At 68.4% G+C, this 18,970-nt stretch carries 18 protein-coding genes and 1 pseudogene; 4 read left to right on the top strand and 15 right to left on the bottom strand.

Annotation, left to right across the window (positions count from 1 at the left end):
- From E0H73_RS27075 to E0H73_RS27055, 5 genes are read right to left on the bottom strand one after another with little or no spacing between them, the layout of a single operon-like run.
- Positions 1-804, bottom strand: a complete 804-nt coding sequence (locus E0H73_RS27075; protein ID WP_131361402.1) for a hypothetical protein — start codon at positions 802-804, stop codon at positions 1-3.
- Complete coding sequence (locus E0H73_RS27070; protein WP_238164285.1) at positions 801-2,123, bottom strand: glycosyltransferase; 1,323 nt, start codon at positions 2,121-2,123, stop codon at positions 801-803. Before E0H73_RS27070 ends, E0H73_RS27075 begins: the two co-directional genes overlap by 4 nt.
- Positions 2,120-3,190, bottom strand: a complete 1,071-nt coding sequence (locus tag E0H73_RS27065; RefSeq protein WP_131361400.1) for a glycosyltransferase family 4 protein — start codon at positions 3,188-3,190, stop codon at positions 2,120-2,122. Before E0H73_RS27065 ends, E0H73_RS27070 begins: the two co-directional genes overlap by 4 nt.
- Before the next feature lie 50 nt (positions 3,191-3,240).
- On the bottom strand, positions 3,241-4,029 hold the full coding sequence (locus tag E0H73_RS27060) for an ABC transporter ATP-binding protein (RefSeq protein ID WP_238164284.1): 789 nt from the start codon (positions 4,027-4,029) through the stop codon (positions 3,241-3,243).
- Between the two features lie 16 nt (positions 4,030-4,045).
- Positions 4,046-4,912: an ABC transporter permease gene (locus E0H73_RS27055; protein WP_131361398.1), complete on the bottom strand. Its 867-nt coding sequence runs from the start codon at positions 4,910-4,912 to the stop codon at positions 4,046-4,048.
- A 1,257-nt stretch (positions 4,913-6,169) separates the two neighbouring features.
- Between E0H73_RS27055 and E0H73_RS27050 the strand changes: the two genes are divergently transcribed.
- Positions 6,170-7,159, top strand: a complete 990-nt coding sequence (locus tag E0H73_RS27050) for a helix-turn-helix domain-containing protein (protein ID WP_131361396.1) — start codon at positions 6,170-6,172, stop codon at positions 7,157-7,159.
- A gap of 63 nt (positions 7,160-7,222) precedes the next feature.
- Here E0H73_RS27050 and E0H73_RS27045 read toward each other — a convergent pair whose 3' ends face one another.
- Positions 7,223-8,329 carry an aspartate-semialdehyde dehydrogenase gene (locus E0H73_RS27045; protein WP_202867582.1) on the bottom strand — a complete coding sequence of 369 codons (1,107 nt, stop codon included), beginning with the start codon at positions 8,327-8,329 and terminating at the stop codon, positions 7,223-7,225.
- Positions 8,326-9,594, bottom strand: a complete 1,269-nt coding sequence (locus tag E0H73_RS27040; RefSeq protein ID WP_131361394.1) for an aspartate kinase — start codon at positions 9,592-9,594, stop codon at positions 8,326-8,328. The genes E0H73_RS27045 and E0H73_RS27040 overlap by 4 nt, the downstream gene beginning before the upstream one ends.
- A gap of 243 nt (positions 9,595-9,837) precedes the next feature.
- On the opposite strand from E0H73_RS27040, the gene E0H73_RS27035 reads away from it, so the two are divergent.
- Positions 9,838-10,161, top strand: coding sequence for an ArsR/SmtB family transcription factor (locus E0H73_RS27035; RefSeq protein ID WP_131361392.1), 324 nt, complete (start codon positions 9,838-9,840; stop codon positions 10,159-10,161).
- Positions 10,162-10,219: 58 nt separating this feature from the next.
- A complete protein-coding gene (locus E0H73_RS27030) occupies positions 10,220-10,810 on the top strand; it encodes a dihydrofolate reductase family protein (RefSeq protein ID WP_131361391.1) in 591 nt (196 codons plus the stop codon).
- Here E0H73_RS27030 and E0H73_RS27025 read toward each other — a convergent pair.
- Positions 10,696-11,904 carry an MFS transporter gene (locus E0H73_RS27025; protein WP_238164283.1) on the bottom strand — a complete coding sequence of 403 codons (1,209 nt, stop codon included), beginning with the start codon at positions 11,902-11,904 and terminating at the stop codon, positions 10,696-10,698. The genes E0H73_RS27030 and E0H73_RS27025 overlap by 115 nt on opposite strands.
- Before the next feature lie 85 nt (positions 11,905-11,989).
- Between E0H73_RS27025 and dinB the strand changes: the two genes are divergently transcribed.
- Positions 11,990-13,186, top strand: coding sequence for a DNA polymerase IV (dinB, locus tag E0H73_RS27020; protein WP_420323437.1), 1,197 nt, complete (start codon positions 11,990-11,992; stop codon positions 13,184-13,186).
- A 77-nt stretch (positions 13,187-13,263) separates the two neighbouring features.
- Here dinB and E0H73_RS27015 read toward each other — a convergent pair whose 3' ends face one another.
- From E0H73_RS27015 to E0H73_RS26985, 7 genes and pseudogenes are all read right to left on the bottom strand, one after another.
- On the bottom strand, positions 13,264-13,749 hold the full coding sequence (locus E0H73_RS27015) for a GNAT family N-acetyltransferase (RefSeq protein ID WP_131361386.1): 486 nt from the start codon (positions 13,747-13,749) through the stop codon (positions 13,264-13,266).
- A gap of 11 nt (positions 13,750-13,760) precedes the next feature.
- Positions 13,761-15,203, bottom strand: coding sequence for a serine/threonine-protein kinase (locus tag E0H73_RS27010; RefSeq protein ID WP_131361384.1), 1,443 nt, complete (start codon positions 15,201-15,203; stop codon positions 13,761-13,763).
- 22 nt (positions 15,204-15,225) lie between these two features.
- The gene (locus E0H73_RS27005; protein ID WP_131361383.1) at positions 15,226-15,876 is read right to left on the bottom strand and encodes a hypothetical protein; all 651 of its coding nucleotides are present in this window, start codon (positions 15,874-15,876) and stop codon (positions 15,226-15,228) included.
- A 34-nt stretch (positions 15,877-15,910) separates the two neighbouring features.
- A complete protein-coding gene (locus tag E0H73_RS27000) occupies positions 15,911-16,555 on the bottom strand; it encodes a DUF5063 domain-containing protein (RefSeq protein ID WP_131361381.1) in 645 nt (214 codons plus the stop codon).
- Positions 16,548-17,147 (bottom strand): recombination mediator RecR, encoded by a 600-nt coding sequence (gene recR, locus E0H73_RS26995; RefSeq protein ID WP_131361379.1) that lies wholly within the window; start codon positions 17,145-17,147, stop codon positions 16,548-16,550. Before recR ends, E0H73_RS27000 begins: the two co-directional genes overlap by 8 nt.
- Positions 17,148-17,403: 256 nt before the next feature.
- Positions 17,404-17,673, bottom strand: a pseudogene (locus E0H73_RS48660) (YbaB/EbfC family nucleoid-associated protein); the annotation flags it as partial.
- A gap of 223 nt (positions 17,674-17,896) precedes the next feature.
- A complete protein-coding gene (locus E0H73_RS26985; protein WP_131361375.1) occupies positions 17,897-18,511 on the bottom strand; it encodes a DUF2461 family protein in 615 nt (204 codons plus the stop codon).
- Positions 18,512-18,970: the final 459 nt, after the last annotated feature.

The raw sequence follows: 18,970 nt of genomic DNA, 5'->3' as shown, positions 1-18,970 counted from the left end.
TCACCCATTACCTGCCGGGACTTTCAGCTGATCCAGCTCGCGGCGGGCGGCCGGGAGACCGAGGACGACGGGGACGCTGCCGCGGCGCTGGCCGAGGTTCCAGCCGGCCCAGATCGCACCGGCGTCGAGGGCGATGACGACATCCGCCTTCTCGATCGTCGTCAGTACATCGCGACGGCTCTCGATCCGGCCCCAGTACGTCTTGCCCAGATCCTTGCTGGCCCGGTTCCCGCGCAGGAACTTCACCGGCCCCGACGTCTTGATTGCCTTAGGCAACACCTTGCCCGCAACCTTCCGAACCCGCCGATACCGCCACCCCAAAGCCTTCCGAACCCGCTTGATCCCCGTAGGCCGCGGCTTCGCCGCCGGCCGAGTCGTGGGCGCAGCGCCCGCCGGGGTTGCGGTGGGTTGGGGGGAACCGGCTGTGGACTGCACATCCTCGGCGGAAGCGGCGGATGTGGCAGCCTCGCCTTCCGCCGCATCGGCAGGAACCTCAGCCGCAGCGGGTGCGACATCCGACTCACCAACCACGGACTCCGGCCCGGCAACCGCCTCAGGAGCGATGACCGCATCCGGTGCTTCCTCAGTCGGATCCGCCTCGACGACCACTTCAACCGGAGGTGCAACCGGCATGCGGCCTGGGCCGATCAGGGTGAAGGTGTGGACCTTGTCGGCGACATAACCAGACGGGGGCATCCAGGCGATGACGTCGAGGGAGAGCTCCTGGTTGCCGAGGTCTTCGCGGACTGTGTCGAAGTACGTCGGTGGGAGGCGCCGGGTGCTCAGCAGGACCACGGTCTTCACGCCGCCACCCCCTGCACGGACGCGGCCAGCGACTCGATCCGCGGATCCAGCTGCAGATCCCGCCGGTACGACGCACCGAACTCACGCGCCTTCTCCCGGATCCCCTCGTCCGCAGTACGAGCCGCGTGCGCCGCCTCGATCAGCGCGGCCCCGATCGCCTCCGGCGTCACGTCCGTCACCGGGAACCACAACGGATGACCACGCAGTACGTCGGACGCCGCGTTCTCCGGGTCGTGCACGGACACGATCGGCAACCCGGTCGCGAGGTACTCGAACACCTTGCCGCTGGTCACGTACCGCCCCTTGCCCAGCATCAGCAGCTGGACGTCGAACTCGTCGTACGCCCGGGCGATCTCCGCCTTGCCGACGGGACCCTCGTAGCTGACCCCGTCGTCGGTGGCTTTGTTGATCGTGGCAAGCATGTCGGCCCGCGGCTGGGCGTAGTACCCGAGGTAGCCGTAGATCTTGGCCTTCGCACCGTCCATCTCTTCGGACTGCGAGCGGGCCAACTGCCAGCCCTCGACGAACTCGGTCAGCGGGACCTTCGGCGACACGGTGCCGACGTACCCGAAGGTCAGCGGCCGATCGCCGGCCGGGCCGCGGTCGGTGGTGTCCGGCACCAGATCGGCGTCGAAGCCGTTGGAGACCGTGTGCATCTTGTGCGCGTGCGCCGGGTAGAGCTTCTCGTGCCAGTCGCGGATCGGGTCGTTCACGAACCAGATCTCGCGCGCGGAGTCGACCAGTTTCTTCTCCCAGCGGGCCGCGCGGCTCTTCGGCTCGTGCAGCCGGTCACCGGTGAACACATCCAGCAGCCACGCGTCGCGGTAGTCCATCACGTACGGCACGCCGTACTTCTTGTGCAGCAGGTACGCCGGGGTGAACGCGACGTTCGGGTTCGCGGTGGCGACCGTCAGGTCGACCTTGTGCGCCTTGTGGATCCGGTCCGCGGCCTTCTCGATGACCGAGCGCCACGGCCCGTACCCGGTCTCCGGGAACGGGACGTGGTCCTGCTTGGTCCGCCACTTGCTCCAGACCTTCGGGTTGAGGGCGCGGCGCTTGGACCACCGGCGCAGGTCGGCCTCGAGGATCGGCCAGTCGAACGGCACCCGGACCACCTCGATGGACGGGTCGACCCGCTCCTCCAGGGTCAGGTCGGCGCCGGTGAACCGGTGGAACGTCTCGCGGTCGGCCGTCAGCACGGTCACCTTCCAGCCGAGCGCGGCGAACCGGTTGGCCGTGGCCAGGGCCCGGTAGACACCGCCTCCTCGGCAGGGCGGGAAGCCCCAGGCGACGTACAGCATGTGTGGGCGGTCCTTCATGCACTTCCTCTTAGCAGGTTGAGAATCGCGTCGGCCAGTTCGTCGTACGGCGTGGTCGCGGGCAGATTGTCGGCCGCCCACTGAAGCGCGTGGTCGCGCAGTTTCTCCAGCTCACCGGGATCAGCGGACCAGCGCAGCAGGATCTCGGACGCCTCCGCCACCGAGTCCACCAGGACCCCGCCACCGGACTCCTCGATCACCTTGGTCTGCCGGGGCAGCCGGGTGGACAGGACGGGAAGGCCGCTGGCGAGGTACTCGTAGATCTTGGACGGCATCGCTTCCACGAACGCCGGTGTCGGCTGCAGCATGGCCAGGCTGGCCCAGGCGCCTTGCGCCAGCCGCCACGCGTCGGCCGGTGGCTGCCGCCCGTGCAGCCGGACCCGGCCGGCCAGATCGGACTGCTCGATCCGGGCCTGAAGCTGGTCCCAGTCCGACGACGCCACCGGGCCGACCAGGTCGAGTGACCAGTCCGGTGCCGCGGCGACGGTCTCGACCATGTCGAACAGGCCACGGCTGGCCCGCAGGTCCCCGATGTACACCGCCCGCGGCGGGCCCGAAGGCGGCGTCGGCCACAGGAACGGCACGTAGGGAAAGTTCTGGACGACCAGCCGCCGCTTCGCCTCGTGCGGGGCCAGATGCGAGTCGGCGACGACGGTCAGGTCGGCGCCGGCGGCCAGCTTGGAACCCGCCCGGACGATCAGCCGGGCCGGAAGGCCGGCCGGTCCCCTCGCCCAGGCCCGGTCGGCGAGCAGCAGGTCGTAGTCCTCGTGAACGTCGGCAACCATCTTGCGACGGCGCAGGGTGGTGACGAGACGGGTGACCGGGATCATGTCCGGATCGACCGTCAACACCACCTTCGCGTTGGTCCGCCACGGCAGCACCGCGGTCCGGGCCATCCGCTGGACCAGGTTGCCCCGGGGACCGGCATGGACGACCGCGCCGACCGGCCCGCCTTCGGCCTCACCCAGACCCCACAGCTCGACGCTCAGGCCCCGGTGGTGCAGGGCCGCGGTGATCTTGTGCAGGCGCGCGTCGGCGACGTCGTGACCGGTCGTGATGATCCCCACGTCCGGCGCCGTATTGCGTGACCCGGCGTGGGGCCCGGTATTGGGCATGGTCAGAGGTCCTCGAGAGAGACGGATTCCTTCTCACCGACCTGGAGGAACTTGGTGTACGCCGTGATCACCTCGTTGGGCTCACCGCGCATCATCACCTTGCCCTTGTGCAGCCAGATGCAGTCGTTGCACAGATCCCGGACGCTGCTCATCGCGTGGCTGACCAGGAACATGGTCCGGCTGTTGGTGACCAGTTCGTTCATCTTGGCCGCGGCCTTGGACTTGAAGGACGCGTCGCCGGCCGACAGGGCCTCGTCGATCAGCAGGATGTCCGGATCCATGTGGACCGCGACCGAGAACGCCAGCCGGCTGAACATGCCGGACGAGTACGTCCGCATCGGCATCTCCATGAAGTCACCGAGCTCGGCGAACTCCGCGATCTCCTCGTACCGCTCCTGGATCGCCTTGCGGCTGAGGCCCGCGGCCAGTCCACCGAGTACGACGTTCTCGCGGCCGGACAGGGCCGCGTTGAAGCCGACGCCCAGCGACAGCAGGGTGCTGACCCGGCCGTGCACCTCGATCCGGCCCGAGGTCGGCGGCAGGATGCCGGCGATCGACCGCATCAGCGTCGACTTGCCCGCGCCGTTCGCACCGATGATGCCGATGGTGGTGCCGTGGTCCACGTCGAAGGAGACGTTCTGCACGGCCTTGACCTCGCGGATGGCCCGCTCGCCGCGACCGAACCGCACGATCGCGCTCTTGAACGTCGGCACTCGCTCGAACGTGGTGCGGTAGGTGATGGACACGTCCTGCACCTTGACGGCGGGCATCGCCGACTCGGTCTTCTGCATCGATTTCTTCTCAGCCTCAGAGACGGACAACGAACTCACGCTCCCTCGACATGAAGAACAACGAGCCGACCACGGCGGCGAGGACCGCCCAGAACCCGGCTCCGACCCACATCTTCAACGGCGGGATGTCACCGCGGACGAGCAGGTCGGTCCAGCCGCCGATCAGCGAGTAGAGCGGGTTGTACTGGATGAAGCCCTTGAACCTGGGCGGGGCCTGCTCGGCGAACCACAGCACCGGGGACAGGTACAGCCAGATCCGGACGAAGTACGGCAGGAAGGAGGTCGTGTCCCGGAAGTACACCTGCAGCGCGGCGAAGATCATGCCCATGCCGGCGGCGAAGAACGTCAGCATGACCAGGAACGCCGGCGCGAGCAGCATCGGCCACCGCAGCGGCTGGCCCATGATCAGGTGGATCGCCATGTACACAACCATCGTCGGCAGGAAGCGGAAGAACGCCGTCCGCAACGCCGACAGAGGCAGCAGCATCCGGGGGAACGACATGTTCATCAGCAACTTGCCGCCGCCGACGACGCTGGTTGCTCCGGCCGTCATCGCACTGGAGAAGTAATAGAAGACGAACAGGCCGCCACACATGTGCGCGAACCGCTCCGACCCGTCGGTCTTGCTGGCCCCACCCGCGATGATCTCGGTCAGCAGGTAGTAGACAGCCGCCAGGAGCAACGGGTTCAGCACCAGCCACACCTGTCCGAAGAAGGTGTTGGTGTTGGCGGCCCGGATGTTCGTCCGGGACATCTCGGCCGCGAACTCCCGCCGCTGCCACAGCGCCTTGAAATAGGGACGCAACGGCGGCAGGCCGACCTTGTGCGGTTCGTACACGTGCACCGACGGGTTGAACTCCTCGTCGACGCTAGTCGCGTTCATTCAGGCGACGCCTCTCTCTGCCGGAAGTCGAGTCCGCGCCGCCCGAACTCCTGCCGTTCGCAGCCACGCAGACCGGGAGCAGAGTAGCGGACCTGGCACTTGGCCGACGACACGGTGGTCCTCCATAGTGAGCAACGACGTACAGACGGCTACCAACTTCGCGTCCGATTGGGTGAACCATCTGGAAGATGTCGCCCGTCGCCGATCGTTATGCGGAATATACATTTGACGACCTGCGACGGCCAAAACGCCTTCCAGAGCATCAAAACGGCACGCGGACCATGCTCACCAAGCACTCTCGCGAACACCAGAGAGCAAGATCAAATCGCGGTCAATTCCCCTGTACGACGTCCGGCCGGGTCCCGAAGTTCGCCTCGGCGGCGTGATATGTCGCACCAGGACACCAGTGGTCTGGACCGGTGTCAGCCGGCGGTGGGCCCCAGGCTGTGCTTCCTGGCCGGGGCGAGCCGGACGGGGGACACGATGTCCCCGCGCGCCATGGACAGCCTCACCATCCACGGAGCTCCGCTCGGCACCTCCCGGGGCCCGGGCCGTGTCAGGGGCGACACGGCCGCAACCGGCGATCCGGTGACCCGTCCGCGCTGGGCGGAGACGGGACGGGCGGACACCGGATCGGCAGGCACGATGACCAGGGCGGCGGTCATCGCGCCGTGGGCACGTCCCCGGATCGGCTGCGATCGCCAGCAGGTGCGCGCAGCAGACGTCGAGACGGACCCGAGGCCGGTGACGGAAGACACTGCCCGGCAGCGTGACCCAAGGACGGGGAGCCACGACCGGACACTGGGGACGGCAGCACCACAGCAAGCGGCGGAACGGGGCGGAACCGGTCGCATCGGCGCTTCTCCTCCTCATCGGCCTCACGATGGAGATGCACAGTTTGTACACCCTCCAGCACAGCCGGTGATGGCACGGGAGTGCGAGGGCACCGATGCGCCGGGATCGAGACCCAACCGAAACGGGCTCCGCTGACGGAACAGCGAACTCGGGCCAGAATTGGAACAGCAGCCCGGCGGCGCTCAGGTGGTCCGTCGCCGGGCTGCTGGACCTCAATTCTCGCTCACAACTGCGCGGAAATGGTGGCCAGATGGTGACACGGCACAAGAATGCTGACAGGACAACAAATATCGCTGGGTGCATTCAGGGCGACACGGACAGTGCAACCGGCACTGGATCGACCGTCCTACTCTGGAGGGGCGGTAGCGGACAGTGACAGCACTCGGAAGGGAGGGGAGAGTTGTGAGCCCATTGGACACGGAGCGTTTCGACCATCTGAAGGTGCTCGGACTCAGCAACGACGAGATCAAGGTCTACCAGCACCTGCTGCGGACCGGTCCGTCGTCGATCACCGAACTGGACGAGGCGGTCCCCGACCGCGAGGCCACCATCGACGCCACGCTCGGCGGACTGGTCCAGGCGGGCCTGGCCCGGCGATCCGGTTCCGACCATGCCCGCTTCCTCCCGGTGCCACCCGACGCCGGCCTCGAGGCGATGACGCTGCGCCGCGAGTCCGAGCTGAAGCAGGCCCGGATCGAGGTCCTGAACGCGTACGACGAGTTCCGCCGGACCGTGCACAACGAGTCGACCACGCACCTGATCGAGGTCGTCACCGGCAACGCGATCGTCGAACGCATCCACCAGATCAAGGGCGGTGCGCAGCGGGAGATCCTGGCGATCGACTCCCCGCCGTACTACATCGGCGGACCGAACCAGGAGGAGATCGACCACCTCAAGCGGGGCGTGTCCTACCGGGTCGTCTACTCACCGGAGTCGGTCGAGGTGCCGGGGTACCTGACCGAGAACATCCTGCCCTGCGTGGAGGCCGGCGAGCAGGCGCGGGTGCTGCCCGACGTACCGGCCAAGCTGACGATCATCGACGGTTCGGTCGCGTTCGTGTCGATGTCGGTGCGCGACACCGATGTGAACCGGTCGCTGCTGATCATCCGGCCGAGCAGCCTGCTGACCGCCCTGATCGGGATGTTCGAGCTGTGCTGGCGCAACGCGCTGCCGCTGCACGCATCGGTCGGCGCCGAGGACGACCGGCTCGAGCCGATCGAACGCCGTCTGCTCGCGTTGCTCGCCACGGGTGCCGCGGACGACACGATTGCCCGTACGCTGGGTATCAGCCGACGTACTTTCTTTCGCTACCTGGAGCGCCTGATGAACCGCACCGGCGCCAGCACCCGCTTCCAGCTCGCCCTGCACGCCGCACGGGAGAACTGGCTGTAGAGACACCCGTCGCCTGCTCGCCGGGGCGGGCGGGCAGGCGACGGGCCTTGTTTTGCCGGGGTTCTAGGACGCGGTCGCGGCGAACTCCTTGGCGACGACCTCGGCGATCTGGGCGGTGTTCAGCGCCGCACCCTTGCGCAGGTTGTCGCCGCAGACGAAGAGCTCCAGCGAGTTCGGGTCGTCCAGCGACTTGCGGATCCGGCCGACCCAGGTCGGGTCGGTGCCGACGACGTCGGCCGGGGTCGGGAACTCGCCCTCGGCCGGGTTGTCGAACAGCAGCACGCCCGGGGCATCCCGCAGTACCTCGCGAGCCTCGTCGGCGTCGACCTCCTGCGCGAACCGCGCGTGCACGGACAACGAGTGCGTGGTGACGACCGGCACCCGGACGCAGGTCGCGGACACCTTCAGATCCGGCAGACCGAGGATCTTGCGCGACTCGTTGCGGACCTTCAGCTCCTCCGACGACCAGCCGTCGTCCTTCAGCGACCCGGCCCAGGGAACGACGTTCAGCGCGAGCGGCGCCGGGAACGGGCCGAGGGCGTTGCCGATCACCCGGCGGACATCGCCCGGCGTGGTGCCGAGGTCGCGATTGCCGGCCACCTTCATCAGCTGGTCGTACAGCGCGTCGATGCCTTCCTGCCCGGCACCCGAGGCGGCCTGGTACGACGCGACCACCAGTTGCTCGAGCTCGAAGCGGTGGTGCAGCGCACCCATCGCGACGATCATCGACAGCGTCGTGCAGTTCGGGTTGGAGATGATGCCGCGCGGCCGGTTCCGGGCTGCCTCGGCGTTCACCTCAGGCACCACCAACGGGACGTCCGCGTCCATCCGGAACGCGCCGGAGTTGTCCACCACGACGGCACCCTTGGCGGCCGCGATCGGCGCCCAGTGCGCCGACACCGCATCCGGTACGTCGAACATCGCGACGTCGATGCCGTCGAAGGCCTCCTCGCTGATCGCGACGACCTCGACCTCCTCGCCGCGGACCTTCAAACGTTTGCCCGCAGAGCGCTCGGACGCGATCAGCCGGATCTCTCCCCAGACGTTCTCCCGGGTCGAGAGCAGGGTCAGCATCACCGACCCGACCGCGCCGGTCGCTCCGACCACGGCCAGGGAAGGCAGACCCGTCCGGTCCTCGATCGTGTTCTCCACAGCGCTCACAGGGGTCACCGTCCAGTTCCTCCGTACACGACGGCCTGGGTGTGCTCGTCGTCCAGATCGAATGCGGTGTGCGCCGCGGTCACGGCGGCATCCACCAGGTTCTCGTCCACGACCACCGAGATCCGGATCTCCGAGGTGGAGATCATCTCGATGTTCACGCCGGCGTCGGCGAGCGCGGAGAAGAATTTCGCGGACACGCCCGGGTGCGAGCGCATTCCGACACCGACCACCGACACCTTGCCGATCTGGTCGTCGTAGAGCAACTGCTCGTAGCCCACTTCGTCCTTCATCCGGGCCAGCGCGGACATCGCCCGCGCGCCGTCGACGCGGGGCAGCGTGAAGGAGATGTCGGTGCGGTTGGTGGCGACCGCAGACACGTTCTGCACGATCATGTCGATGTTGGTCTCGGCGCCGGCGACCGTCTCGAAGATCCGGGCCGCCTCACCGGGCTTGTCCGGTACGCCGACCACGGTGATCTTGGCCTCATTGCGGTCCTGGACAACGCCGGAGATGATCGCCTGTTCCATTTGATCCAGTTCCTTCGCATCGACGACCCAGGTGCCTTCCTTCTGCGAGAAGGAGGAACGCACGTGGACGGGGACGTTGTAGCGCCGCGCGTACTCGACGCAGCGCAGGTGCAGCACCTTGGCGCCACAGGCGGCCATCTCGAGCATCTCCTCGTAGGAGATCTTCGGGATCTGCCGGGCGGCCGGCACGATCCGCGGGTCCGCGGTGAAGATGCCGTCCACGTCGGTGTAGATCTCGCAGTAGTCCGCCTCGAGCGCGGCGGCCAGCGCGACCGCGGTGGTGTCGGAGGCGCCGCGGCCCATCGTGGTGATGTCCTTGGTGTCCTGGGCGACGCCCTGGAACCCGGCCACGATCGCGATGTGGCCCTCGGACAGCGCTCCCTCGATCCGACCCGGCGTGATGTCGATGATCCGCGCGTTGCCGTGCGCGGAGGTGGTGATCACACCGGCCTGCGAGCCGGTGAAACTTCGCGCTTCGTACCCGAGGTTGGCGATCGCCATCGCCAGCAGGGCGGCGGAGATCCGCTCGCCCGAGGTGAGCAGCATGTCCAGCTCGCGCGGCGGCGGCAACGGGGACACCTGCTGGGCCAGGTCCATCAGTTCATCGGTGGTGTCGCCCATGGCGGAGATGACCACCACCACGTCGTTCCCGGCCTTCTTCGTCGCGACGATCCGTTGGGCCACACGCTTGATGCAATCGGCGTCGGCGACCGAAGAACCGCCGTACTTGTGCACGACGCGTCCCACAGCTGTGTCTCCTCAAAACCACTGGATGCGGTACGCCGTGCCGCGTTGCACCAGGCGTAGTCGTTCGCGGTCATTCTAGCCGTGACTCGCTCGTTGCCTACCGGCTGACCAGCACCCGGTCGGCTTGTCCGGCCGATCCGGACGGCCCCTGGACGTTCCGCGGCCGCGCTGACGACCGGCCGCAAACCGTCCGGCCCGCGACGCCTCTTGTTCATATAAGTCATCACTGAAATACTTCGATCCGTGCACGCGTTCGACATCCTCGGCGACCCGGTCCGGCGCCGGATCCTGGAACTGCTGGCCGACGGCGAACTGCCGGCCGGCAGCATTGCCACGTCGATCGGCGCGGAGTTCGGCATCAGTCAACCGGCCGTCTCCCAGCATCTGCGGGTACTGCGCGACAACGGCTTCGCCACCGTCACCGTCGACGGCACCCGGCGGCTGTACGCCGTGGACCCCGGACCACTGCGCGAGATCGACAGCTGGCTGGACCGGTACCGGAAGTTCTGGATCAACCGCCTGGATGCCCTGGAGACCGAGATCCATCGCGGCCGCCGGCAGAGTTGACAACATTTCGCTTCTCCCCTGCATCTGACAGGTGAACCGACCTGGAGGGGGCAGTGTCATGCGGACGATCGTCGCCAGACTGTGTATGTCGGAGGACGGGATCGTGGACCAGCCGGAACGCTGGCTGCCCCAGCCCGCCCACGCCGCCGTGATCGACCAACTCGTGACCGGCTCCGAAACCGTCCTGCTCGGCCGCAAAACCTTCGAGCAGTACGCCGGAACGGGGCTTGAGCACGTCCGGACTCTTGTCGTGTCCTCGCAGCCCGTGATCGCGCAGCCGGACACCGAGGTACTGCACGGTGATCCGCGCCGGGTGCTGGCCGCGTTGAAGCGGGTGCCCGGATCCGATCTGCACGTCGTCGGCAGCCTTACGCTGATCCGTTCGCTGCTGCGGTGGCGGTTGATCGACGAGGTGGCTTTGCGGATCTATCCCGTCGCCGCGGGCAGGGGCGCATTCCTGGATCGGCGTACGTTGCGGCTGATCTCGATGTGGGCCGGCGATTCCGGCGTACTGGAGGCTCGGTACCGGATGCTCTACGCCGGGACCGCGAGCTCCTCGATGTCGGACTCGGCGGGCCGGTGGGGTGGGACGCGGATCAGGGACAGGGTCGCCAGCAACCCCAGGACTGCCATCAGGACCCACGCGTAGCGGACGCCGAAGGACTCGACCACCGTGCCCGCGACGGCCGAGCCGACCGCCGAGCCGATCATCCCGCCGCTGAGCATCCAGCCGAAGATCTCGGTCCGCGCCGACCCCGGTGTCATCGCGCCGATCCGCTCGTAGATCGCACCGATCGTCGGCGCGATCAGGCAGCCGGCCGCGAACAGCATCACGGCCAGGGCGACCACCGAGAACGTGGCGAACACGCACCCGGCGGTGAGGACCGTCATGGCGAGCATCCGGCGCCAGACGTATGAGTTCCGGCGGCCGGGCAGGGCCCCGCCGACCAGGCCGCCACTCAGGCTGCCGGCCGCGGCCACCATCTCCAGCACTCCGGCGATCAGGCGGTTGCCGTGCTCGTCGGCGAACGCGACGATGCCCAGCGACATCGATGCGAAGCCGGTGACCATGCAGGCGAAGGCGAACAGCAGTGGCAGCCGGTGCCGATGGAGCAGAAGTTGCAGCGCGGTCGGGCGGGGTCCGTCGGACTCGTCGTGCGGCGTCCGCGGCTGTTGCTTGAGGGCGAACCACCAGATCGCCGCGGCCGCCGTCACCGCACACGCCAGCAGACCGGCGCGTGGACTGGCGAAGCTGACCGCGATGGCACCGAGCATCGGACCGATCAGGAACAACAACTCCTGCGCGGTCGCGTCCAGGGCGTAGACCGCGCGCAGCCGCGCACCCTGCACGAGCTTCGGCCAACTCGCCCGCAACGCCGAGGTGACCGGGGCGACGAACATGCCGGCCAGTGCGGCCGCGACCGGTAGCACCCGGTACCAGCTGTCCGGCAGCAGGGCGAGCACTGCCATCAGCGCACCCCACGCCATCCCGGTGGTGAGCAGGACCCCCCGCGCTCCTCTGCGGTCCGCGAGACGCGACCACACCACGCTGGCGACCGCCATACCGACGGAGTAAGCACCCGCCACCACTCCGGCCCAGCCGAAGTTGCCAGCGGCATCCTTCGCCAGGAACGACAGCGGCACCATCGTCGCCATCACCGGCAGCCTCGCGATCAGTGCCGACGCCAGCAGCGCCATCACTCCGTGGGTCTTCCAGAGATCGCGATATGCGGTCAGGTCCATAAGCAGCATTCTGTCCTGACACCGACGGTGACCGCCTCGGGATTTCTCCCTATCTTCGGCACTGCGAGTATGCGAACATATGTTCGTGGTGGGATCAGGCGGGGCGACCATCCTGCATGCCGACCTGGACGCCTTCTACGCGTCGGTCGAGCAGCGGGACGACCCGCGCCTGCGCGGCCGGCCGGTGATCGTCGGCGCCGGCGTCGTCCTCGCCTGCAGCTACGAGGCCAAGGCGTACGGCGTCCGGACCGCGATGAACGGTGGACAGGCATTGCGCCGCTGCCCCGGCGCGATCGTGGTGGATCCGCGGATGTCGGCGTACTCGGAGGCCAGCAAGGCGGTGTTCAAGGTGTTCGAGGACACCACGCCACTGGTCGAGGGCATCTCGATCGACGAGGCGTTCCTCGATGTCGGCGGGCTGCGGAAGATCGCCGGGACGCCGCTGGAGATCGCCCGGCGGCTGCGGGCCGAGGTGCTGTCGAGGGTCGGGCTCCCGATCACGGTCGGGGTGGCGCGGACGAAGTTCCTGGCGAAGGTCGCCAGCGGGGTGGCGAAGCCGGACGGGTTGCTCGAGGTGCAGCCGGATCGCGAGCTGGAGTTCCTGCATCCGTTGGACGTCGAGCGGTTGTGGGGTGTGGGCGAGGTGACCGCGGAGAAGCTGCGGACCCGGGGGCTCACCAAGGTCGGTGACGTGGCGATGCTGCCCGAGGCAGCGCTGGTCGCGATGCTCGGCCGGGCGTCCGGACGGCATCTGCATGCGCTGGCGCACAACCGCGATCCGCGGCCGATCGAGGTCGGGCGGCGCCGGCGGTCGATCGGTTCGCAACGGGCACTGGGCCGGTCACCAAAGTCACCGGCGACGCTGGACGCCGTGCTGGCCGGACTGGTCGATCGGGTGTCGCGACGGATGCGGACGGCGGGGCGGTCCGGGCGGACAGTGACACTGCGGTTGCGGTTCGACGACTTCAGCCGGGCGACCCGGTCGCATACGTTGCCCCAGGCAACGGATCAGACGCGGGCGATCCTGATCACCGCGCGGGCGTTGCTGTCCGCGGCCCGGCCCTTGATCGCCAGCCAGGGGATCACCATGATCGGCATCTCGGTCGGCAACCTGGAGAACGAGGCGGCGCTGCAGCTCGCCCTCCCCTTCGACAAGGCCGCGAACGACGAACTCGACAGCGCTCTCGACCTGGTCAAGGACAAGTTCGGCACCAACGCCATCACCCGGGGGATCCTGCTGGGCCGCGACCAGGGCCTCACGGTGCCGATGCTGCCGGATTAGGTCGTGTCTGGTAATCCCGCGCCGTAGCGAGCCCGTGCCGAGTGCCGCGCAGTAGGCGGGGGATTGCCAGACACGGCCTAGTCGAGGCGGAGTTCGAGGGTGAGCTCGTCGCGGAGTGGGATCCCGTAGTCGCCGGTCGCCGGGATCCAGGGCTTGACCGCGCGGGCCGCGTCCATCGCATCGGGGGTGACACCAACGATCCGCAGCCCGCGCCGCTGGTAGAACCGCAGACCGTCCAGATTGTCGTTCGTCGTGATCAACCACAGCCGCCGAGCCCGCGCATCCCGCGCGACCCCGATCGCGGCGGTCAGCAAGGCACTGCCCACACCCAGGTGCCTGGCCGGGGCGTCGATCGTGACGACTTCCAGATCGCCATCCGCCAGCGTGTACGTGAGCAGCCCCACGATCCGGCCGTCCTGCTCCGCGACCAGCGCAGACAGAGTCGCGGCGTCGTACACGGTCCCGTGAGCGACCACGACCGACCCACCCCAGGCAGCGGTCAGCAGGTCGACGATCGCCTCATGATCATCGTCCGTGGCTTCCCTGACGCTGAGCTGGCTCATGCGGTGCAAGCCTAGGGTGAGTTGTCGTGGCGGTAGCCGGCGTACCAGTTGAGGGCGGCTCGGAGCTCGTTCAGTTGGTGCATGCGGCGTTTGTGGGTAGCGCCGTGGGCGATCGGGTAGAGGCGGATGCCGCCGTGGTCGTTGCGGCGCGGGGCAGGCAGGGCGGAGTGGAAGAGCGGATCGATCCAGGCGATCAGCCACGGACGGCGGGGGTCGCCGGCGACGCGGAGGCGGGTCACCGCCTGCCAGGGGATGGCGACTTGCTGGGAGCCTTTGATCACGGTCATGCCGTGCGGAGTCAGGCGTAGTTCGACCCGGCGGCGGAGGACGAAGATCCAGTGCCGGATCGCGAACCAGAGGCAGACCAGGTCCAACACAGCGAAGATCAGCGCGGGGCCGGGATAGAGCCGCGTGAACTCAGAGTCTTGCGGGGTGAAGGCGAGGAACAGGATGGTGGCGATCGTCGCAATGATCGACGACCGGGTCCTGCTGGTGGCGAAGGTGGCTCCACCTGGCTGCGCGGGTGGAGGTTGTGGAATGTCCGCGTGAGGTACGCCGGGGTGGTGTTGGACCGGCGGTGGTGGTTCGGGGAGGAGCTTGGTGGGAGGTGGCGGGAGACGGATCGTGTCGGCGGGTGGGGCGAGAAGCCCTGTATTTGCGGGGGATCCGAGGAGGTGGAGCAGGTCCGTGGGGGTCGGGCGTTGAGCGGGGTCTTGGGCGAGGCAGTGGCGTACGGCGTCGTGAAGCGGGCTGGGGAGCGGCGGGATGTGAGGCTGCTCGTGGACGATGCGGTGCAGCAGCGACGCGGGGTTGCCGGTGGCGAACGGACCACGGCCGGACGCCGCGAACACCAGGACCGCGCCCAGCGCGAACACATCGCTGGGCGGGCCGATCGACGTACCCGTGATCTGCTCGGGCGACAGGTAGCCCGGCGTACCGATCACGAGCCCGGTCGCGGTCAGGCTGACCTCCTCGAGCGCGCGGGCGATGCCGAAGTCGATCACCCGCGGGCCGTTGCCGGTCAGCACGATGTTCGACGGCTTGAGATCGCGATGGACCAAACCGCAGCGATGGATCGCCACCAGTGCTTCGGCCAGTCCGCCCGCGAGCGCCTGTACGCCGGCGGGCGTCATCGGTCCGGAGGTCTCGATCGCCCTCTGCAGCGTCGGACCGGGCAGGTACTCCGTGGCCAGCCAGGGATGCTCCGCGTCCGGGTCGGCGTCGACGACGGCGGCCGTGAACGCACCACTCACCCTCCGCGCGGCCTCGATCTCGCGCGCGAACCGGGCCCGGAACCTCGCGTCGTCGGCCAGTTCGTCGCGGACCACCTTGACCGCGACCAGGCGTCCGCCCGGCGAGCGGGCGAGGTACACCGAACCCATCGCGCCGCTGCCGAGCCGGCCCTGGATCGCGAACGACCCGATCGTCGTGGGATCGCCTGCCTGCGTAGTCATCGGACAGTCACGCTAACGCGCTTCAGGAGCGCGGGTAGCCGATCTCGGCGATGCCCTCGGCGAGATCGGTCAGGCGCCGTTGCGGGTTGAGCGACGTGACGACGTACTCGGTCAGTGGCATCAGGGCGTAGACATGGCGGACCGGCTCGAGGTCGAGCGCTGTCTGGTAGTAGTCCTCGGCGAAGGTCAGGTAGGCCTCGGGCCGCCCGTCCGCGATCACCTCGAACAGCCAATCCGCGCCGTCCTTGTCCACACCTTCGACCGGTCCACAACGCCACGCGTCGTCGTCCGTCGTACGCCAGAAGCACACCGTGGCACGCGGCACCATGTCGCGGAACGCCGGCTCGTCCCGCGCGCCGTGGAAGACCTCCGGCACGCCGTCGAGCAGTCCCGGCCAGGTCTGCATGTCGTTCCCGTACGGCGACAGCGGCGACTCATGGTCGAACCCGTAGGCGAACGCGCCGTCCGGCGAGAACACGATCGAGTACTCGTCACCGGACCCGTTGCGCATCAGCGCGGCTTCCTCGGTCTCCGACCACCGCGCGTCGAACGAGAAGTACCGCAAGTGGTCCGGGCTGTCGCTGAGCACCAGATCCAGCACCGCCAACGCGCGACTGACCCGCCGCACCGTCGCCAGATCGGGCAGCTGCTGGATCACCTCGAAGACAGACACCGGGCCATTCAACCGGCCCGCGAGTCCAATGGCACTACCGGCGCTGGACGGCTTCCTCGGCGACCTCGACCAGTTCGCGGTCGGTGGCTTCGGTTTCGGCGTCGTGGGCCGGCTCCAGCCGGTCGTGCGCGATCAGTGACTGGATCGCCCGCAGGACGGCGCTCGCAGCCGCACCCCAGGTGGACACGTAGGAGAACTGCCACCACCACAGCGCCTCGACGATCCGGCCCTCCTCGTAGTGGGCCAGGCCGTGCACGAGGTCGTTGGCGATCGCCGTCAGGTCGTCCGACAACCGGTTGACGGTGATCTCGGGCGGAGCGGCGTACGGGTCGAAGACCTCGGCGTACTCGTCCAGGCCCTCGAACAGCACCGCGAGCCGGTCGCGCATCGCGTCCAGGTCCGGGTCCGGTCCGGCGTCGGACTCGAACCGCTCGTCCGGGACGAAGTCCTCGAACGCGCCGAGCCGGCCGCCGGCGAGCAGCAACTGGCTCACCTCGAGCAGCAGGTACGGCAGCGAGGCGAGGCCCTCGTCGACCCCGTCCTCGTCCGGCTGTGCGGCGATGTCGCGCACCGAGATCAGGAAGCTCTGCACCTGATCGGCGATCTGCTCGGCGAACTCGGAGAGGTCCTCGGAGTCGGTGCCCAGCGCGCGCTCTGCAATATCGGTTGAATCAGTCATCGATCGATCGTCGCCCTTCAAACGCCCGTCCGAGTGTGACCTCATCGGCATACTCGAGGTCACCGCCTACAGGAAGTCCACTAGCCAATCGGGTGACGCGCAAGCCCATGGGCCGCAGCAAGCGGCTCAGGTACGTCGCCGTCGCCTCACCCTCCAGGTTCGGATCGGTGGCCAGAATGATCTCGGTCACCTCTCCGCCGGCCAGCCGCTGCATCAGTTCCTTGATCCGCAACTCGTCCGGCCCGATCCCCTCGATCGGCGAGATCGCGCCGCCGAGGACGTGGTACCGGCCGCGGAATTCGCGGGTCCGCTCGATCGCGACCACGTCCTTGGCCTCTTCGACGACACAGATCAGACTCAGGTCACGGCGCGGGTCACGGCAGATCCGGCACTGCGTCTCCTCCGCGACGTTGCCACAGATCTCGCAGAACTTGACCTTCTCCTTGACCTGCACGAGCACGTGCGCGAGCCGCCGTACGTCGGTCTCGTCGGCGGCGAGCAGGTGGAACGCGATCCGCTGCGCGGACTTCGGACCGACACCGGGCAACCGGCCGAGCTCGTCGATGAGGTCCTGGACGGCCCCCTCGTACACGTCAGCCCGGGTTCTGACCGGGCTGACCGGTCCCGTTACCCGGGTTCACGAACCCGGCACCGCCCGAACTGGGGCCGCCCGTGGATCCACCCTTGCCCGGGTCGTCGTCGGTCTCTTCACCGGACTCGACCGCGGGGGTCGTCGAACCTGGCAGGCTGAAACCGGCCGGCGCTCCGGATCCACCGAGTCCGGGGATCCCCGCGCCGCCGAAGTCGGGCGCGTCCGGCCCGCCGCCGAAGCCCGGGAGGCCGCCGGCCAGCGGGCCCATCGCCCGGGCCGCGACCTCCTTCGCGTTCTCCGAGGCGTCGCGCACCGCGGCAACGACCAGGTCGGCCAGCGTCTCGGTGTCGTCCGGGTCGACGGCCTGCGGCTTGATCGTCAGGCTCAGCAACTCCCCGGTGCCTGACACCAGCGCGGTCACCAGGCCACCGCCTGCCGAGCCCTCGATCTCCTGGCTCTCCAGGTCAGCCTGGGCCTCCATCAGCTGGTTCTGCATCGCCTGCGCCTGCGCGAGCAGGTTGGACATGTCGAAGCCCCCAGCACCGCCACCGTCGAACACTGCGATCTCCTCGTCCCACCGCTGTCTGACTACCCCGAGCCTCAACACTAGCCGGTCCCCCGGACAAGCCCACCCCGCACCAGAAACCGACCAGTCTCCCCAAGTTATCCACAACCCTGTGAACATCCGATTCCACAGGCTGTGAATCCTGTGGAAACAGCCCGGCTGGATCCACACCCCCTGTGGACGGCTACGGCTTCTCCCAACCGGTGGTGACGACGTAGTCGGTGTACCAGGTGGTGAGCTCGATCAGCGGCCGGAGCGCCTTGGCGATCAGGCCGACGTCATCGGTGTCGATCGGCTTCTCGGCATACACGGATCGCCGCCGGAGGAGGTCGGCACGCGGATGGTCGGGCGAGTACTCGCGCGGCATCCGAACCGCGGTCGGCCCAGCGAGCTCGTAGCCGTCCCGGCCGAGCGTTTCGACGATCCCGGCCAGCTCGCGGCCGCTGTCCTCGGCGTCAACCATCGCGCGATACCTCCGTACCTGATCGCTCTCGGGATGCGCCGAGCCACCGCCCAGCGCGAACCCGTCGAGGTCGAAGGTGAACGAGATCCGGATCCGCCGCGCGATCCACGACGTCGCGTTCTGCCGCTGCCAGGCTGCGGCGCGGTCGGACATGCCGCCCAACCAGAACTTGCCGAACTCGCCCGTCTCGTTCAGTTCGTCACACAGCTCCTGCAACGGGCCACGCACGTACCGCTCCAGGGCGTCCCGGTGCGACTCCAACTGAACAGGACTCGGGTCGCCGTCGAGGTCGACCATCACATCGAACGCTGCGTCGCTCCACCCTTGGAACCCCATACACAGCAACCTCCCACGCGGCACCGACAACTTCCGGCCGGTGCGTTGGCGCTGCTGTTAGTTGGGTTCTTCGGTGATGATCTGGGCGCCCAGGGTCTCGCGGAGGAGGTCGGTGTGGGAGCGGGAGTCGTCCTCCAGGACCATGTCGTCCTCGCCGATCGAGTCGGCTTCTTCCTCAGGGGTGAGGGGGACTTCCGGGGTCGCGGGGGCGGCCGCGGCTCGGCGGGCCTGCTCAGCGGCTACCGCTGCTTCCGCGGCACGGCGTTTGCTGGCTGCCTGCTCGCGGCGATCGGGCGCCGGCTGTCTTGGAGCCGCCTGCCCGTCCTCCCACGGATCGGGCTCCGGCGGTACGTCGTACTCCGGGTCCGGCGGCTCCTGTACGGCGATCGCACCACCTGGTCCGTCGGACCACTGCCCGCGAGCCCCGTTCGAGGCACCCCGCGAGCCCCGACCCGACGC

Source organism: Kribbella pittospori, from assembly GCF_004331465.1.
Classification (GTDB): domain Bacteria; phylum Actinomycetota; class Actinomycetes; order Propionibacteriales; family Kribbellaceae; genus Kribbella; species Kribbella pittospori.
The sequence above is the reverse complement of the archived record's forward strand: the minus strand, read 5'-3'. Positions and strand labels throughout refer to the sequence as shown.

What these genes read in the sequence shown, in the direction of transcription:
- E0H73_RS27070 (WP_238164285.1), bottom strand. Translation starts at nt 2,123, where the DNA reads ATGAAGGACCGCCCACACATGCTGTACGTCGCCTGGGGCTTCCCGCCC.
- E0H73_RS27060 (WP_238164284.1), bottom strand. Translation starts at nt 4,029, where the DNA reads ATGCAGAAGACCGAGTCGGCGATGCCCGCCGTCAAGGTGCAGGACGTG.
- E0H73_RS27055 (WP_131361398.1), bottom strand. Translation starts at nt 4,912, where the DNA reads ATGAACGCGACTAGCGTCGACGAGGAGTTCAACCCGTCGGTGCACGTG.
- E0H73_RS27030 (WP_131361391.1), top strand. Translation starts at nt 10,220, where the DNA reads ATGCGGACGATCGTCGCCAGACTGTGTATGTCGGAGGACGGGATCGTG.
- E0H73_RS27025 (WP_238164283.1), bottom strand. Translation starts at nt 11,904, where the DNA reads ATGGACCTGACCGCATATCGCGATCTCTGGAAGACCCACGGAGTGATG.
- E0H73_RS27015 (WP_131361386.1), bottom strand. Translation starts at nt 13,749, where the DNA reads ATGAGCCAGCTCAGCGTCAGGGAAGCCACGGACGATGATCATGAGGCG.
- E0H73_RS27010 (WP_131361384.1), bottom strand. Translation starts at nt 15,203, where the DNA reads ATGACTACGCAGGCAGGCGATCCCACGACGATCGGGTCGTTCGCGATC.
- E0H73_RS27000 (WP_131361381.1), bottom strand. Translation starts at nt 16,555, where the DNA reads ATGACTGATTCAACCGATATTGCAGAGCGCGCGCTGGGCACCGACTCC.
- E0H73_RS26985 (WP_131361375.1), bottom strand. Translation starts at nt 18,511, where the DNA reads ATGGGGTTCCAAGGGTGGAGCGACGCAGCGTTCGATGTGATGGTCGAC.